Source organism: Nocardioides cremeus (assembly GCF_030518195.1).
In the GTDB taxonomy this organism is placed as follows: Bacteria; Actinomycetota; Actinomycetes; order Propionibacteriales; family Nocardioidaceae; genus Nocardioides; species Nocardioides cremeus.
The window spans coordinates 13,717-29,896 of record NZ_JAULSC010000028.1; the positions used below are offsets into that span (position 1 = coordinate 13,717).

Annotated in this window: 13 protein-coding genes and 2 pseudogenes; 11 read left to right on the plus strand and 4 right to left on the minus strand. The window is 67.3% G+C overall.

The window, feature by feature from the left end; all coding sequences use genetic code 11:
• Positions 1 to 111: 111 nt before the first annotated feature.
• Entirely contained in the window at positions 112 to 1,158 is a 1,047-nt protein-coding gene (locus QWJ41_RS19055) for an MBL fold metallo-hydrolase (RefSeq protein ID WP_082563745.1), read from the plus strand.
• Between the two features lie 184 nt (positions 1,159 to 1,342).
• Positions 1,343 to 1,672 carry a lysophospholipid acyltransferase family protein gene (locus QWJ41_RS19060; protein ID WP_439117348.1) on the plus strand — a complete coding sequence of 110 codons (330 nt, stop codon included), beginning with the start codon at positions 1,343 to 1,345 and terminating at the stop codon, positions 1,670 to 1,672.
• A gap of 305 nt (positions 1,673 to 1,977) precedes the next feature.
• Here QWJ41_RS19060 and QWJ41_RS22430 read toward each other — a convergent pair whose 3' ends face one another.
• Entirely contained in the window at positions 1,978 to 2,310 is a 333-nt protein-coding gene (locus tag QWJ41_RS22430) for a VapC50 family PIN domain-containing toxin (RefSeq protein WP_500684574.1), read from the minus strand.
• On the opposite strand from QWJ41_RS22430, the gene QWJ41_RS19065 reads away from it, so the two are divergent.
• The 3 genes from QWJ41_RS19065 to QWJ41_RS22090 all read left to right on the plus strand — a co-directional run bounded on the left by QWJ41_RS19065 (position 2,247) and on the right by QWJ41_RS22090 (position 4,208).
• Positions 2,247 to 2,846 carry a TetR/AcrR family transcriptional regulator gene (locus tag QWJ41_RS19065; protein ID WP_156393618.1) on the plus strand — a complete coding sequence of 200 codons (600 nt, stop codon included), beginning with the start codon at positions 2,247 to 2,249 and terminating at the stop codon, positions 2,844 to 2,846. The two genes, QWJ41_RS22430 and QWJ41_RS19065, sit on opposite strands and share 64 nt — an antisense overlap.
• The gene (locus tag QWJ41_RS19070) at positions 2,843 to 3,361 is read left to right on the plus strand and encodes a PaaI family thioesterase (protein WP_056681105.1); all 519 of its coding nucleotides are present in this window, start codon (positions 2,843 to 2,845) and stop codon (positions 3,359 to 3,361) included. The genes QWJ41_RS19065 and QWJ41_RS19070 overlap by 4 nt, the downstream gene beginning before the upstream one ends.
• Before the next feature lie 145 nt (positions 3,362 to 3,506).
• Positions 3,507 to 4,208, plus strand: coding sequence for an MFS transporter (locus QWJ41_RS22090; RefSeq protein WP_156393617.1), 702 nt, complete (start codon positions 3,507 to 3,509; stop codon positions 4,206 to 4,208).
• A gap of 318 nt (positions 4,209 to 4,526) precedes the next feature.
• Here the strand turns inward: QWJ41_RS22090 and QWJ41_RS19075 are convergent, their stop codons facing one another.
• On the minus strand, positions 4,527 to 4,928 hold the full coding sequence (locus QWJ41_RS19075) for a MarR family winged helix-turn-helix transcriptional regulator (RefSeq protein ID WP_162250945.1): 402 nt from the start codon (positions 4,926 to 4,928) through the stop codon (positions 4,527 to 4,529).
• Between the two features lie 251 nt (positions 4,929 to 5,179).
• On the opposite strand from QWJ41_RS19075, the gene QWJ41_RS19080 reads away from it, so the two are divergent.
• The 6 genes and pseudogenes from QWJ41_RS19080 (at position 5,180) to QWJ41_RS19105 (ending at position 12,837) form a co-directional block, all read left to right on the plus strand.
• Complete coding sequence (locus QWJ41_RS19080; protein ID WP_056681097.1) at positions 5,180 to 5,662, plus strand: MarR family winged helix-turn-helix transcriptional regulator; 483 nt, start codon at positions 5,180 to 5,182, stop codon at positions 5,660 to 5,662.
• On the plus strand, positions 5,659 to 7,404 hold the full coding sequence (locus tag QWJ41_RS19085) for an MFS transporter (protein WP_056681096.1): 1,746 nt from the start codon (positions 5,659 to 5,661) through the stop codon (positions 7,402 to 7,404). Before QWJ41_RS19080 ends, QWJ41_RS19085 begins: the two co-directional genes overlap by 4 nt.
• Positions 7,405 to 7,489: 85 nt before the next feature.
• Positions 7,490 to 7,869: pseudogene (locus QWJ41_RS19090) on the plus strand (transposase); the annotation flags it as partial.
• A 127-nt stretch (positions 7,870 to 7,996) separates the two neighbouring features.
• Positions 7,997 to 9,407 (plus strand): annotated as a pseudogene (locus QWJ41_RS19095) (IS1380 family transposase).
• A gap of 441 nt (positions 9,408 to 9,848) precedes the next feature.
• A complete protein-coding gene (locus tag QWJ41_RS19100) occupies positions 9,849 to 10,430 on the plus strand; it encodes a TetR/AcrR family transcriptional regulator (RefSeq protein ID WP_056681090.1) in 582 nt (193 codons plus the stop codon).
• A 121-nt stretch (positions 10,431 to 10,551) separates the two neighbouring features.
• The gene (locus QWJ41_RS19105) at positions 10,552 to 12,837 is read left to right on the plus strand and encodes an MMPL family transporter (RefSeq protein WP_302710067.1); all 2,286 of its coding nucleotides are present in this window, start codon (positions 10,552 to 10,554) and stop codon (positions 12,835 to 12,837) included.
• A 598-nt stretch (positions 12,838 to 13,435) separates the two neighbouring features.
• On the opposite strand, the gene QWJ41_RS19110 is transcribed toward QWJ41_RS19105, so the two are convergent.
• Positions 13,436 to 15,094, minus strand: a complete 1,659-nt coding sequence (locus QWJ41_RS19110; protein ID WP_302710068.1) for an MDR family MFS transporter — start codon at positions 15,092 to 15,094, stop codon at positions 13,436 to 13,438.
• A gap of 59 nt (positions 15,095 to 15,153) precedes the next feature.
• Complete coding sequence (locus QWJ41_RS22095) at positions 15,154 to 15,639, minus strand: MarR family winged helix-turn-helix transcriptional regulator (protein WP_369292738.1); 486 nt, start codon at positions 15,637 to 15,639, stop codon at positions 15,154 to 15,156.
• Positions 15,640 to 16,180: the final 541 nt, after the last annotated feature.

A 16,180-nucleotide genomic window follows, 5' to 3' on the forward strand; every position in this document is an offset into this window, starting at 1 on the left:
GCCCTCGGCCTCCGATGCTGAAGCCGGGGACAGACCCCACAAGCGGGATCGTTACTTCGGCGGCGGGACCAACGAGATCATGAACGAGATCATCAGCAAGCGGATGGGCCTGTGAGCCGACCGTTCCAGGTCACCGGCCTGCTCCAGCAGCAGGCGTGGGCGGACCGGCTGCTGCCGCCGGTCGAGAAGGTGCAGGACGGGCTGTGGTCCATCCCGGTCCCCATCCCGAACAACCCGCTGCGGTACGTGCTCGTCTACGTCCTCGAGCTCGACGACGGTGTGGCGCTCGTCGACGCCGGCTGGGACACGCCCGAGGCATGGACGGCCCTGACCGAAGGTCTGGCGACGGCCGGCGGGAGCGTGTCGGACGTCCGCGCGGTGCTCGTCACGCACATCCACCCCGACCACTACGGGCTCGCCGGCCGAGTCCGCGAGAGCTCCGGCGCCTGGGTCGGCCTGCACCCCGACGACGCCGCTCTGCTGCCGGCCCGTTACGGCGCCGGCGTCCCCGACCTGCTGCGGGAGATGCACGACCTGCTGCGCAGCTGCGGCGTCCCGGAGCAGGAGCTCGGGGTGCTGGCCGACGCGTCACTGCCACTCGTCGACTACGTCCGTCAGGTGCTGCCCGACCGCATGATCGAGGACGGCGAGTGGCTGCCCCTGCCCGGCTGGGACCTGCGGGCGGTGCACACGCCCGGCCACTCCCCCGGTCACCTCTGCTTCCACGAGCCCGGCCGACGGGTGCTGCTGTCCGGCGACCACGTGCTGCCCCGGATCACTCCCAACGTCGGCGTGCACGCCCAGTCCGCCGGAGACCCCCTGGCGGAGTTCCTTGCCTCGCTGGCGCGGGTCAGCGCGCTCGACGCGGATGTGGACGAGGTGCTTCCCGCGCACGAGTACCGCTTCGCCGGGATCGGAGCCCGTGTAGAGCAGCTGCTCGGCCACCACGAGCACCGGCTCGAGGAGATCCGGACTGCCTCGACCGGCCGCACGACCTGGGCGCTCACGGGCGCGCTGACCTGGTCGCGCCCCTGGGATCAGGTGTCGGGCTTCATGCGCCGCGCCGCCGTGGCCGAGACCCTGGCCCACCTCGTCCTGCTCGAGTCCCGCGGGCAAGTCCGGCGCACCGGCCTGCCGTGGGCGTGGGAGGCCGCATGACCGGCCAGCCGCCGACCGGCCGCCGTCGTTGCAGCCGGCGGCGGCGGAAGGCCAGGGCGTTCAGGCCGGCGCGGCAGACCGGCGCGACGAGGTCCCGGTACAGCGCGACGGCTACCCGTACTGGTGACCAAGGTCGTCTGGACGTCTCCCCTGCTCGTCGCCCTGCGACCCCGGGTCGAGGGGGCTGCGACACGTCCCGACCTCGGGACCGGCGATCTTGGCCTCCAACCACACGTCCTTCTACGACTGGCTGGTCGTGCGCCGCCGCATCATCTTCCTCGCCAAGAGCTCCTACTTCACCGGACGCGGCCTGCGCGGCCGGCTGCGCCGCCATTTCTTCACCGCCTGCCGCCAGGTGCCCGTCGACCGGTCCGGCGGCGGAGCAGGGGAGGCCGCTTTGCGCACGGCCGTGCGCCTGGTCGGCGAGGGCCAGCTGCTCGGCGTGTTCCCCCCCAGGGCACGCGCTCCCCGGATGGCCGGCTCCACCGGGGCAGGACCGGCGTGGTCCGCATGACCGCGCACAACGGCGCCCCCGTTGTGCCCCGGGCGAGACCCATCGATGGCCTTGTCCCAGTCTGCCCTGTCCGAGTTGCTCGAGCCAGCCGTTCCGCATCGGGCGACGGCGTCGGCATGATCCGCGAGTCGGTCCGCACGGTCTTGCAGGACCTCATGTCCGTCATGGAACGGACGGGACAAGCGCAGATCCAGACCACCCAGAAGTACCTCCACACCCTCGCCGACACCGACCAACGCAACCTCGATGCTCTGTGCCGCGTCCAGACCAGGCGCCCGTAAGTCCTCGAGCCCGACGCAGGGCGGTTACTCGCCGAGGAGCCGGAGGAGTTCGGCGCCGAACTTGGGCGCGAGTCGCCCCTGGGCCAGCAATTGGGTGATCTCGACCGGTGACTGCGGCGGGTTCCTCAACCTGAGGGACATGCCTTCGACCGCTGACACCACCAGCTCCCGGGCGGCTGCGAGCCGGTCACGTAGGAACCGGTCCGGCTTTCCGACCGCCGCTCCTGCGGGACGAGACCGGACAGGACGATCCGCCAAGAACATACATTCACGCATGTAGGTATGCTGGGCGGGTGACAGGACAAGAAGAGCGATCCGCTGCGACCCGCCGGGTTCTTCTCGACGCGACGGTGGCATGTTTGGTCGAGCACGGTTACCACGGGACGACCAGCGTGGCTGTGGCGAACAAGGCCGGCTTGTCGCGCGGCGCCCAGCTCCACCACTTCGGGACTCGCGACGACATGGTGGTTGCCGCGGTCGAGCACCTCGCCCAGAAGCGCCTGGAGAGCATGTCCGCCAGCCTCGACCGCATGGCTACTGAAGACGTGGAGCGGCCCGGGGCGAAGGAGCGGCTGGCGCGCGCCGCCCTGGACCTGTTGGCCGAGGCTCTCTCCGGTCCTCTCTATGCGGCCACGCTGGAGCTGTGGGTCGCGAGCCGGGCGAACGCTGCCCTGCGGGAGAAGCTGGTCCCAGCCGAGCTCCGGGTCGATGCCGAGCTCCGGTCTGTGTGTCGCACGTGGGTCACCGATGACCCGGTCCTTGTCCGTCTCACTCTTGATCTCCTGCTCGGCAGTGGCGTGAGCGGGATGCACGCCGACCACCGCAGCAACGGCCGCCGACGGCAGGCGATCGAGGCCTGGAGCACGTTCCTGCGACAGGAGGCCACGTTGTGACCAGTCTCGAGGATCTGATCTCGACGTGGGCTGCGAAGTTCCGCACCCATCCGGACGGTTCTCGGTTGCCGGCTCACCACGCCGCGTGCCTGGGATGCGGGGAGAACAATCCGCACGGTCACCATCTCCGGGTTCATCGCGAGGGTGACGGCGTTGTTGCGCGCCACACCTTCGACGAACGCCACGTCGGCGCACCCGGCATCGCTCACGGCGGTGCCGTGGCGGCGGTGGTGGACGACTTCTACGGATTCCTGCTCTACCTCACTGACGGGCCGGCAGTCACGCGCAACCTTGTTCTCGACTATCTGGCCCCGGTCCTCCTCGGGGTTGAGTACGAGTTGCGTGCCAACATCACGCGCACGGAGGGCCGCAAGCTGTTCGTGGAGGCCACGATGTCGGAGGTTGCCACCTCGAGGCGGGTCGTCTGCTCTACCGCGCTCTTCCTGAAGGTGGACGTGGGACATTTCCTGCAGGGCGAGCCGACGGGATCGTTCGGCCAAGGATCCGGTCAGTGAGGATCCCGCTCGACGGATTCCGCTGACCAATCCGAATCGTTACCGGCTCCGAACGGCATCGCAGAAGGGCGCCTCGCGTCCTGGCCCGACGCTGCACCCGAGCCCTCGCGTTGCTGTCCCCGAGACCGACGCCCCGTATTTGCGGATGTCAGTGACTACTTCTGCGCCGGTTCTCCGCCGGGCCGGACGCGGTGGTCTGACCGCCTGTTGTGACGATGTGTGTGGACCTCGCTCTGGTGATCGGTGCCGCGTCCTCCCTCTCGCTCGCGCTACCGGACATCGCCGAGAGCACCGCGGCCACGCAGACCGAGTTGACGTGGGTGTTGAACGTCTCGCCCTGGTCTTGGCGGCCTTGCTGCTACCGGTCGGGATCGCAGCCGACCGGTGGGGACGTCGACAGTTCCTGGTTGCCGGCCTCGTCTTGTTCGCTGTCGCATCGCTGGCGTCCGGGCTGGTGGAGCAGCCGCGCACCCCACAATCACGCTGCGAGGCCTGGCCGGTATCGGGCGCCGCCGCGGTGATGCCGGCGACTCTCTCGGTCCTGGTCGACGCCTTCCCCGACGACCCGCGACCGCAGGCCGTCGCGATCGGGGCAGGGCGTCTCCGGAGCAGGCGCCATGGTGGGGATCCTGTTCTCGGGCATTCTGTTGGAGAACTTCTGGTGGGGCCTATTCGTCAGCGCGTCGGCGCCAGTGAGTCCTTCGCGAGAGCGGGTGGGAGTTGCCGATCCGCCGTTGAGGCTGAGCCGATCGGTCTGGGGCCGGCCTTCCGTTCGAGTCCCGTGAGCCTCCTGCCTGGCGAGGTACTCCTCGAGCGCGCGGCAGTCCCGACGTACGTCTCGTCGTAGCCGCAGCTCAGCCGCCATCCGGACGCTGGGAGCCGGCGTTTCGCGCACTCAGTTCTCGTACACGTTGGCGCTGACATACCAGCAGCTTCCACAGGCAACGAGGCCACCGACGAGCCACCACATGAGGTAGCGGACCACGTCGAAGAAGGCCCCTGCCAGGTAGTGCCATCCGAGCCCGTTGAGGTCCGCAAAGCGCACAGCCCACCTCCCAACTGGCCGGGCAAGACGGTGGGTCCGGCGGCGGCCGAAGTGCGGAGCGAAGACGTGGGGCTGACACTGCGCCGAGTTACATAGGAAGGAAAGGGTAATCGTCTGGCCTCAGGCAAGTTCAGACACGAGAACGGTGAGGTGGCGAAGCATGGGGACCGCTATCGATTGCTCCTCGACGGTCAGGGATCTCCAGGCCGCTGACAACCGGTTGGCAACGAGGGCGCGCTTGGCCGCAAGGAGCTGCTCCCCACGCTCCGTCAGCCTCAGGACGCGCCGGCGTCGATCGTCGTCGGCCGGGACGCGACTCAGCAGCCCGGCTGCTTCCAGCCCGGCCGCCTGCTGGGTCACCGTCGGTTGGCTCAGCAACGTGTACGCCGAGATGGCGGCGATGCCCTCGCCACCGCAGGCCTGCACAGCATCGAGAAGGACCAACTGAGGCACGGTGACGTCGTCGAAGAGCGGCTGCAGTCGACCCCTCGTCCGGCGGGCGACCGCCAGCAGAGCCAGCACCGCGTCAGCGAACTGCTCAGCAGCGCCAGCCGTCAATTGGCTCCGCACGGCGTCAGCCCCCACCCCTTCACCACCCATGCGCACTCCCCTACGTCGAGAACAACACGCGGACCGGACCGGTGCCGACACTGAACGACAGTCCGCCCTGACGTCACGCTACCGGCCCAACCCAGCGGACTGCGGCTTCGAGCAAGGGCACGCGCCGGTCTGGTTGCCAGCGTTCTTGCATAAGGATGGTATATAGTTTCACTATGTTGTTTCCCGCGGCTAAGCGTGCAGAAACGGTGGCGGCGGTTCTCGAGCAGCTCTCGCGTGTGATGCGGCGACTCGCCACGACCGGTGGCCTCGGGCTCACGGCGGCTAGCGTGCTGACGCGACTGGACCTAGACGGACCCCAGCGTCTGACCGACCTTGCCGCCAGCGAAGGGGTCTCGCAGCCCAGCATGACTCAGCTCGTCTCCCGGCTCGAGCGCGAGGATCTGGTTCAACGCGCTCCCTCCCCGGAGGACGGCCGGGTGGTGATCGTCACGGTCACCGGCGCGGGCCGGAATTTGGTGGCCGAGCGGCGACTAGAACGAGCAGCGGCGCTGGAGGCCCTGCTCAACGAGCTTGATCTCGACGAGCAGGCAGCGATCAGCCGGGCGCTGCCGGCATTCGCGCGGCTGGCCGACCTCGCCAACGTCCCAGCTGTTTCCGGACGGGCTGACCGTCCGCGTCCCGGAGGAGTCAGATGACAGCCCCACACGCACCGCACGAACCCCTCGCGAGCCCGTTCCGCCAGCCCCGGGCGGTGTGGGCGGTCGCCTTCGCCTGCGTCATCTCATTCATGGGAATCGGTCTGGTCGACCCCATCCTGCCCGCGCTGGCGCACGACCTGCGCGCGACACCGAGCCAGGTGTCGCTGCTGTTCACCAGCTACCTGATCGTGACCGCGGTGGCCATGCTAGTGGTCGGTCCGATCTCCAGCCGGATCGGTGCGAAGCGCACGCTGGTGCTCGGCCTGATGATCATCGTGGTGTTCTCCGCCCTGGCCGGAACGTCGGGAACCATCAACGGCATCGTCGGTTTCCGCGCCGGCTGGGGGCTGGGCAACGCCCTGTTCATCGCCACCAGCCTGGCCGTGATCGTCTCGTCGGCCACCGGCGGCTTCGCGGGGGCCATCATCCTCTACGAGGCCGCCCTCGGGCTCGGTATCGCCGTGGGACCACTGTTGGGCGGCGAGCTCGGCAGCATCAGTTGGCGGGGACCATTCTTCGGGGTCGCCGTCCTGATGGGCATCGCCCTGGTGGCCACCATGCTGTTCGTCCCGTCGCAGCCGAAGCCCGCACGGCCGACCCCGTTCAGCGCGCCACTGCGCGCGCTGCGCCATCGCGGGCTGCTCACCATGGGATTGGCTGCGCTGCTGTACAACTGGGGCTTCTTCACCATGCTCGGGTACGCGCCCTACCCGATGGAGCTCAACGCGCACCGGCTCGGTCTGGTGTTCTTCGGCTGGGGCCTGCTGGTGGCCATCTTCAGTGTGTTCGTCGCACCGCGTATGCAGGGCCGCTTCGGCACCGCCCCGGTGCTGTATGCAAACCTCGCCGCACTGTCCGTTGTGCTCGCCGTGATCGCGGTCGGGGTGGACACGCCGTCAGTGGTGATCACCGCCGTCGTGGTCAGCGGCGCTTTCATCGGCATCAACAACACGCTCACCACCCAGGCGGTCATGCTCGTCTCGCCCGTCGAGCGACCGGTCGCGTCCTCGGCCTACGGGTTCGTCCGGTTCATCGGCGGCGGACTCGCGCCCTACGCAGCGGGCAAGCTGGCCGACCACTACGACCTCAGCGTGCCGTTCTTCGTCGGTGCCGGGGCGATCGCCCTCGCCATTATCGTGCTGGCCACCGGCCACCAGCTGCTCGCCGCCGCCGAGTCGGGGCAGTCCGCCGGAGAACCGATCACCTCAACCGAGGAGCCTGTCGAGCCGACCCTGGTCCGCCTCGATGCGACGCCCGGTAGGCAACACCGGCCAGTCGTCATCGCGATCGCCGCGGCCGAGGACGCCCGTGACCTCGTCGCGGCCGCGGCCGAATTGGCCCGAATGACGGGGAGTCCAATCGAACTCGTTCACGTTCACGAGACCACCATCGTCGAGGAGTTCGCCATCGACGCGGCGGACTGGGGCTGGGAGCGGCAAGCCCTGCGTCGCCACATCGACTGGCTCACCCAACACGGAAGCACCGCGAGCGGGCTGCTGCTGCACAGCGTTGGCGACCACGCCGCTGCTGGGCGGGTCCTCGCCCGACACGCCAACAACGTCGACGCGCGAACGGTAGCGATCGGCAACTCCCCCCACGGAGCTGCTGTGCAATTCGCGGAGGGAAGCCTGACACACGCACTGATCGCCAGCGCGCGGTGCCCCGTGGTCCATCTTCGTCCCGGCACAACCGCCCGCGAACTCACGGCCGACGACTTCGGGGAGTCGATCCGGCCCTGACCGACGGGTCGCGATCGGCCGCGGGAGACTCAGTCCGGGCGCCGGTTCGCCGAGCCAGCCCCGCCTCCTGCGCCCCTCGGCGGCGGCCACGGGCCGTAACTGCGGCAACTCCAGGAACGGAACCAGACCCAAACGGTGCTGACAGACGTCGAACCGGTCGAGGTCGACGTCCCACGCGACCGCGAGGGCACCTTCGATCCACGGATCGTGAAGAAGCGGCAACGCCGCCTCGATAGAGTCGACCAGATCGTGTTGTCGCTGACCGCGCGTGGCCTGACCACCGGTGAGGTCGCCGCACACATCGCCGATGTCTACGGCGCGAGCATCAGCAAGGACACGATCGGCCGGATCACCGAGAAGGTGACCGCGGAGATTGTCGAGTGGCAGCACCGACCACAGGAATCCGCCGTCTACCCGGTGATCTTTATCGACGCGATCATGGTCGAGGTGCGCGACGGCCAGGTCACTAAACCTCGATCCACCGATGAGGTTGGTCGGGTGAGCGCGTCGTGAAGTGAGAATGCCCTTACGTGCTGGGAAAATCTGTCTTGTCTAGGGACCGATTTCCACCACCACGAAGGGCATCTCGTAGATGCAACTCTGCCACACGCCCCGTGCCACGTCGGCGGTGTTCGATGATCCGAATCTCGTGTCGTCGGCCGGGCTGGTCCCGGTCCTCGCGCTGGCCCGGTCCGCCGGGCTCCACGAGCTCGCTCAGCAGCACTTGTCGGTGCCAACGTACAAGGGCGCCAACTCCGGTCTGAAGGTCGCCTCCCTGGTCGCTGGGATGGTCGCAGGCGCGGACTCCATCGACGACATGGCGCTTCTTCGTCATGGCGGGATGGGCCGGGTCTTCACCAGCGCCTACGCGCCCTCGACGCTGGGATCGTTCTTGCGGTCGTTCACGTTCGGCCACGTCCGCCAGCTCGACGCTGTCGCCTCCCGGTTCCTGACCCGGCTGGCCGACCAGGCACCGATGATCACTGCGGGCCAGGAGTCGACCCAGCGGGTGATGGTCGACATCGACGACACCATCTTCGAGGTCCACGGCCACGCCAAGCAGGGCTCAGGCTACGGCTACTCCGGGGTCCGCGGCCTCAACGCGCTACTCGCCACCGTGTCCACCAAGGACACCGCGCCGCTGATCGTGGCCCAACGGCTCCGCAAGGGATCGTGCGGTTCACCACGGGGTGCGAAGCGTTTGGTCGCCGACGCGTTGAAGACCACCCACCAGCTCACAGGTGCCTCCAGCCTGCGACCGCTGGTGCGCGCGGACTCCGCGTTCTACGGACACCCGAGCATCGCAGCCGCGCTCAAGGCCGGCGCAGACGTCTCGGTCACTGTCCGCCTGGACAACCGCATCAAGGCCGCGATCACCACGATCGCCCAGGACGCCTGGACCCCGATCGAGTACACCGACGCCGTGTTCGACGAGCAGACCAAGACCTGGATCTCCCGCGCCGAGGTCACCGAGATTCCCTTCACCGCGTTCGCTGCGCAGAAGAAGACCAACCACGTGCCAGGACGGCTGGTGGTGCGCCGGATCCCGGACCTCAACCCGGGCAGCAAGGACGGCCAGGACACCCTGTTCGACACCTGGCGCTTCCACGCCTTTTTCACCACCACCGCCCCGGTCGTGGCCGACACGGTGGCCGCGGACAAGACCCACCGTGGCCACGCGATCATCGAACAGGTCCACGCCGACCTGAAGAACTCCGCGCTGGCTCACCTGCCCTCAGGGCAAGTTCACCGCGAACGCAGCCTGGCTCGTGCTGGCCGTGATGGCGTTCAACCTGACCCGAGCCGCCGCGACCATCACCGGCCCGGGACTCGCCAAGGCCACCACCGCGACCATCCGCCGCAAACTCATCGCCGTGCCCGCCCGAGTGGCATCCTCCGCGCGAAGAGTGACCCTTCACCTCCCAACCGCGTGGCCCTGGGAGACCGCCTGGACCGAGCTCTTCACCCGGGTCTGCGGACCACCACCGGCATCGACGACCTGACCACCCCAGCCGACACGGCACGACGACCAACCTGGAACGACCTGGCAGCGAGGCCAGACCAACAGCCACGCCCACGCACCCGAGAACCCCTCGTCAGCGACCGCGGACGCTCAACCCCAGCTCATCGGTGGATCGAGGCTAAAGCGCCGTTCTACGTCGTCAACGGGGTCACCGCTGCCGGGAGCGCGACATCCTCGGGATCTGGGCCGGCGAGGGTGCGAAGTTCTGGCTCAAGTTCGACGTGTTCGACGACGGCTGCAGTCGACCCCTCGTCCGGCGAGCGACCGCCAGCAGAGCCAGCACCGCGTCAGCGAACTGCTCAGCGCCAGTCGTCGATTGGTTCCGCACGGCGGTTGCGTGGATATCGCCCTGCTCATTGGGCAATGTTGCTCATTGGGCAGCGACCCCCATACTGGGTACATGGAGCGTGGATTGCGGGATGTGAAACGCGAGGCGACGGCTCATGCCCTGGCCCAAGCGGCGTTCGAGCTGACCCGTGAGCGGGGTCTGTTCGGTTTCGTCACCGCAGACGTGGTCGAGCGGGCTGGGTACTCCCGTCGCACGTTTGCGAACCATTTCTCCTGCAAGGAGGAGGCGGTCGCCTCGGTGGCCTTCAGCCGCATTGACGATGTCGGTGCGATCTTGTCAGGCCTACCGGCGGACCTCCCGTTGCCCGACGCTCTCCTCGCGGTGATGCGGGAGCAGTTTACGGCCGACACGCTGGTGTCGATGCGGGAGTTGCTGGCGATGGCTCGGCAGTACCCGACGCTCGAGCCTTACGTTCTGGGTGTCCAGCAACGGATGCGCCAGTCTGCCCAGGAGTTGTTGGGATCGTTGGCTGGGGACCGTTACCCCGGCATCTACGTGCCATTGCTCTTCGGAGCCGTGTACGGCGCCGTCACGGCCGCCCTGGAGGGCACCCTCGACGTGCGACTTGACGGTGACCGCGACGCTTCGCCGGGCGCGATGGACTACACCTCCTTCCTCGACATCACCTTCGACTACCTGCGTACCGGCTTCTAGCCACACGCAGTTCCCCCACTGAGGAGAAACAGCCCGCATGTCTACGTTCCTGTACCGGCTCGGGCGAACTGCCTTCGGTCGCCCCTGGTTGTTCATCGCGGGCTGGCTGGCCGTGCTCGCGGTGGTCGTGGCCGGCTTTGCCATCAACGGCGTGAGCGTGAGCTCGGAGATGAAGATCGAAGGCACCGAGGCGCAGACCGTTCTCGACCGTGTCACCGCGGAGCTCCCCCAAGCCTCGGGGGGCCAGGCAAGTGTGGTCTTCACCGCCCCTGAGGGTCAGCGTCTCGACACCCCGGAGCGCCTCGCGACGATCAGCAACACCGTCAACGAGATCTACGCGCTCAAGCAGGTCGTCAACCCCCTCGACGCGGCGCTGGGCGCCCCTGCCGACGCCCCCGGCGTCGGACCAGGCGGCCCAGGCGAGCCGGGACCAGGCTCCGGCTCGCAGCCGGGGAACACCCCCGCTGCTGGGCCGAATCAGGGCCAGGCGCTGCCGTACCAGCCGCTGGTGGTCGACGGAAGACCGGTGCCCGGCGTGCTGGTGTCATCGGACGCCCAGGTGGCGCTCTTCCAGTTCCAGTTCAAGGTCGCGACGTTCTCGCTGACCGACAAGGACGTCACCGCAGTCCTCGACGTGATCGACCGCTCCGAGACCGGCTCGGACATCACGGCCCTGCCGAGCGACACACTGAAGGCCTTGGAGGTTCCGGTCGGGGTCGGCGAGGTCATCGGGCTTGCGGTCGCGGCGATCGTGCTGGTGCTGACCCTCGGGTCGCTGGTCGCAGCCGGACTGCCGCTGATCACCGCCCTGGTCGGGGTCGGGATCGGCGTCGGCGGCGCCTACGCCCTGTCGACGATGGTGACGATGAACTCCGCGACCCCGGTGCTCGGGCTGATGGTCGGCCTCGCCGTCGGAATCGACTACGCGCTGTTCGTCGTGAACCGTCAGCGACGCCTGATCCTCGACCGGGGCCTCACCGCACGGGAGGCAGCCAGCAGGGCCGTCGGGACCGCAGGCAGTGCCGTCTTCTTCGCAGGACTCACCGTCCTCATCGCGCTCACCGCCCTGAGCGTCATCGGCATCGCGATGCTCACCACCATGGCACTCGTGGCGGCCACCACCGTCGCGTTGGCCGTGCTCATCGCCCTAACCCTCCTGCCGGCGCTGCTGGGCCTGGTCGGAGAGCGGATCTGCTCACCCAAGGCCCGGGAGCGGCGTCGCGCGAAGGTGGAGGCGGAGTCCCACAGCGTGGCCGACCACTGGGTGAAGGGCGTGATCAGGTTCAGGTGGCCAGTGATCGCTGTCGTCATCGCCACCCTGGGTATTGCCGCCATCCCAGCCGCGAGCATGGACCTGGGTATCCCCACCGGCGCCACCGCGAACAAGGACACCGCCGCCCGGCAGAGCTATGAGGCAATCTCACGTGGCTTCGGCGAGGGCTTCAACGGCCCCCTCCTGGTCACCGCAGAGCCGACCACGACCGGCGCCTCGATCACCCCCGAGCTCACCGCCACCCTGACCAAGGAGCTCCAGCAACGCGACGACATCGTGCTGGCAGCACCCGTCGGCACCAGCGAAGCGGGCGACCTGCTCGTGTTCAGCGTCATCCCCACCTCCGGACCCAGTGACGCTGCCACCAGCGACCTCGTGAACTCACTGCGTGAGCCGGGCAACCCCATTGCCCAGCACAACCAGGTGAGCCTGGGCGTGACCGGCTTCACCGCCATCAACCTGGACATGTCCGAGAAGCTCGCGGGCGTGCTGCCCCTCTACCTCGCGATCATCGTCGTGCTCTCGCTCCTGATCCTGATGCTGGTCTTCCGCTCGGTGATCGTCCCCATCAAGGCCACCATCGGCTTCCTGCTCAGCATCCTGGCCACCTTCGGCATCACCACCGCCGTCTTCCAATGGGGCTGGCTCAGCGGCCTCTTCGGGTTCGACACCGGCGGCCCACTGATGAGCTTCATGCCGATCATCGTCACCGGCATCCTCTACGGCCTCGCCATGGACTACCAGGTCTTCCTGGTCTCCTCCATGCGCGAGTCCTACGTCCACGGTCACCACGGAAGGCACAGCGTCATTCACGGTTTCGATCAGGCCAGCCGGGTCGTGGTCGCAGCCGCCGCCATCATGATCTCAGTGTTCTCCGGCTTCATCTTCAGCCACGACATCATGATCAAACAGGTCGGGTTCGCCCTCGCCACGGGCATCCTCATCGACGCCTTCATTGTCCGGATGACCCTCGTCCCGGCACTCATGGCGATCTTCAGCGAAAAAGCATGGTGGCTGCCCCGCTGGCTCGACCGCCTGCTGCCGAACCTCGACGTCGAGGGCGACAAGCTCCTGACCATGCTCAACGAGCAGTCCGAGACCGCCCGACGGCGAAGGATTGAGATCCGGAACTGACGGTCATGCAGCCAAGGTTCCGACTCATGTGGCAGGTGAGTCAACCGACGCGACCCACGACCCCGCACACCGAGCTGGACCGGCCGACTGCGAATGCGCGCGCGTGCCGATGACTACATACGCTGCTTGCTGACCCACCAGTCTCGCGCCGGAACCTCACCGCCGCCTTCGAGACGACGTCGAAGGCGGCCATGACGGCCAACGAAGCGGGTACGGGCCATCAACTCGGAGGATACGCAGCGCCTCGTTGGCATGGCCCCCATCCGCAGCTCACTACCGATCACCCCCAGCACCGACGATCGGGCCCGATCACGAGGGTGCCCCGTCGCGGCGGCAACCCCCGGGAGCCTTCTGTGAAGGCCGTAGGCGGAGGCCAGGTCACCCCATCGGCGTCGAAGAGCAATCGGTACCCGAGGTGGTGCTCGGCGTCGAACTGACGCTGCCGGGCGATTGTCGGTGACGTTGTCGCGACTGATCCCTGGTTACGTCGGCCGCCGTGAACTCGGCGGCCTGGTCACGGAATTGGCAGCTCTGCGCGGTGCAGCCTCGTCATCGACCTTCTACTGCGTCGGGGTGCCACATCTGGGTCGGCGAGCATCTACGAACGGGGTACGCGCGTGGGTGTCGTGCCGGTTGGGTCAGTGCCCTGGGTCACATCGCTATCGTCTTCGTGGTCGAAGTCGTCACCGTAGTCTGCATCAGGATCGACGCCGCTCTCGAAGGCGCGTGTGAGGTTGTCGGCGGCGCTGTCGTGGTGCGTACCGCGACGAAGGGGCGTCTCTCGGAGAAAGAGCAAGACGAGGAACCCGATAATCGCGAAGGGCACGGCAGCCAGGAACGTTGTCTGCAGCGCGTCGGCGAAACCGCTTGTGACAGCGGTATGGATCGGTTCGGGGAGCGCAGCGATCTGGTCGGGGCTCCCCAGTTTGGTGGCACCGCCGACTGCCTTGCCGGGCGGCACCCCCGCCGCCTTGAGCTGGGCGGGAATGGTGTCACGCAACCGGTGGGTGAGCAGTGCCCCGAAGACTGCCACGCCAAGTGCGCCGCCCAGTGAGCGGAAGAATGTAGCGCCGGAGGTGGCGACGCCGAGATCCTTATGTTCGACCGCGTTCTGCGTAGCCAACACCAGGACCTGCATGACCATGCCGATGCCGAGTCCGGTGACGAGCATGTAAACACCGGCCAGGGTGAGGGAGGTGTTCTCATCAAGAAGGCTCATCAAGAAGAGTCCGACGGTCGTGATGAGGAGTCCCAGGAGAGGAAAGACCTTGTAGCGACCGGTCCGGGTGATGATTCGTCCCGAACCGATCGATGTCACCAACAGTCCGACCATCAGCGGCAGGGTCAGCAGGCCTGACGCGGTGGGGGTCTCTCCCTTGACGATTTGCAGGTATTGAGGCAGGAAGATGATCGCGCCGAACATCGCCACACCGACGGTGAACCCCGCAAGGCTGGTGATCACGAAGGTGTGATTCGCGAAGAGATGCGGAGGCATGATCGGTTCGACGACACGTCGCTCCTGCCATACCGCGAGCGCGAGCATCAAGAGCGCAAGCGCACCGAGGAGGTACGTCCAGCCAGAGTTCCAGGCGAACTCCTTGCCCCCGAGCGACAGCATGAGCAGCAGGGAGCTGACACTGCCCACGATGAAGAACGCCCCAAGCCAATCGATGGCATGTTGACGACGAGGGAAGGGGAGCTTCAACACCCGTTCGGTGACAACCAGCGCGGCGATCCCGACCGGAATCGGCGCCCAGAACGTCCATCGCCAGGATAGGTGCTCGACGAGGAAGCCGCCGAGCAAGGGGCCTGCGACGGTGGCGAGACCGAACACGGACCCGATGTATCCCTGGTAGCGCCCTCGCTCGCGAGGACTGACCACGTCCCCGATGATCGCTTGGGAGAGAGCCATGAGTCCGCCGACCCCCAGACCCTGGACGGCGCGCGACCCGATCAGTTGCGGCATGTTCTGCGCAAAGCCGGCGGCCAGCGAAGCCACGAGGAAGATCCCGATGGCGGACTGGAACATGATCTTTCGGCCGTAGAGGTCGGATAGCTTGCCCCAGATGGGAGTAGAGGCCGTGGACGCCAAGAGGGTGGCGGAGACCACCCAGGCCAACTGCTCCTGTCCACCCAGCTCGCCGACGATGGTGGGCAACGCGGTCGCCACGATGGTTTGGGATAGCGCCGCGACGAGCATCCCCAACATCAGGCCGACGAAGACGGTAAGGATCTGCCGGTGCGACAGGATCGGCATTCGAGAGCCCTCGTGCGTCGACGTGTCGCTGGAGGGTGTGGGCGCGGCTGATGCCTCGGTCATTGAATGCGAACTCCTCTGCGTGGTGGCCGTGGTGCTGTTTCCGCTGTCGTTGACCCCGGAGGGGCGGGGGTCGCGTCTTCCAGTTCGGCCATGTCTCGGTTGAACTTGCCCAGGAGGCGGGCGAAGTCCTCCTGGTCCTTGGAAGGCCATGAACCCAGAATGCCGCGCACCGCTTCGCGTCGCCTGGCCCTCGTCGCAACGAGCGACTCTTCCCCAGCCGCAGTAAGCGTCATACGACAGGCGCGACGGTCCTCCGGGTCCGGTACGCGCGTAGCCAACCCGGCCCTCTCCAAGTGGGCAACTTGCCGACTAATAGTCGAGGCGTATAGTCTGAAGTAGCTGGCCAACTCCCCCGGCCGCTGGGGTCCTCGATCGTAGATCAGACCCAGAATCGCGTACCCGGAGCGTTCGAGCGGACGACCACCGTCCGGGCCGCGTCCATGCAGGTGAACCTTTTGCGTACGTCGCACAAGCAAGATCACCTGACGCTCGACCTGACTCAAGACATCGGATCGCGTGGCCTCCTCGTCTATAAGAGCCGTCGAGAGCTTCTGATCGTTCGACAAGGACTACTCCTCGGGACGGCTTGAATGCCGCGATGGTCCGGGAAGGAAAGGCCACCCATGGCCTCGGGTGCGTTGAGGGGGAAGTGGTTCATCCAGTTCGGTCCTCGGCTCTAGCAGTTCAGGCCGCTCGACAGCCAGGAAGTCCTCCATGGTTACGAGCCCGCGCGCCACTTCACGTCGCAGCCTCAACTCGGCGAACAACCGGATCCGGGGTGCCGGCGTGTCCTGCACCCATTCCATGTACATAAACTGACCCGCGCACCAGCAACTACCGCAGGCCACCAGGCCCCCCATGCACCACCAGAGAAAGTATCGAGTCAGATCGATGAGCGCGTATGTCAAGGGCCAGTGAGAACTGCCCAGTGGCGGACATGAAACCTGCCCGCTGACGGCCACGAGAACTGCCCGGTGGTGGCCATGGGATCTGCCCAAGGGGGCTGCGGCCACCACCGACCAG

Bases quoted from the DNA above. Each gene is read 5' to 3' on its own strand.
- QWJ41_RS22430 (WP_500684574.1), bottom strand. From the start codon at position 2,310: ATGCCACCGTCGCGTCGAGAAGAACCCGGCGGGTCGCAGCGGATCGCT.
- QWJ41_RS22090 (WP_156393617.1), top strand. From the start codon at position 3,507: ATGTCAGTGACTACTTCTGCGCCGGTTCTCCGCCGGGCCGGACGCGGT.
- QWJ41_RS19080 (WP_056681097.1), top strand. From the start codon at position 5,180: ATGTTGTTTCCCGCGGCTAAGCGTGCAGAAACGGTGGCGGCGGTTCTC.
- QWJ41_RS19085 (WP_056681096.1), top strand. From the start codon at position 5,659: ATGACAGCCCCACACGCACCGCACGAACCCCTCGCGAGCCCGTTCCGC.
- QWJ41_RS19110 (WP_302710068.1), bottom strand. From the start codon at position 15,094: ATGCCGATCCTGTCGCACCGGCAGATCCTTACCGTCTTCGTCGGCCTG.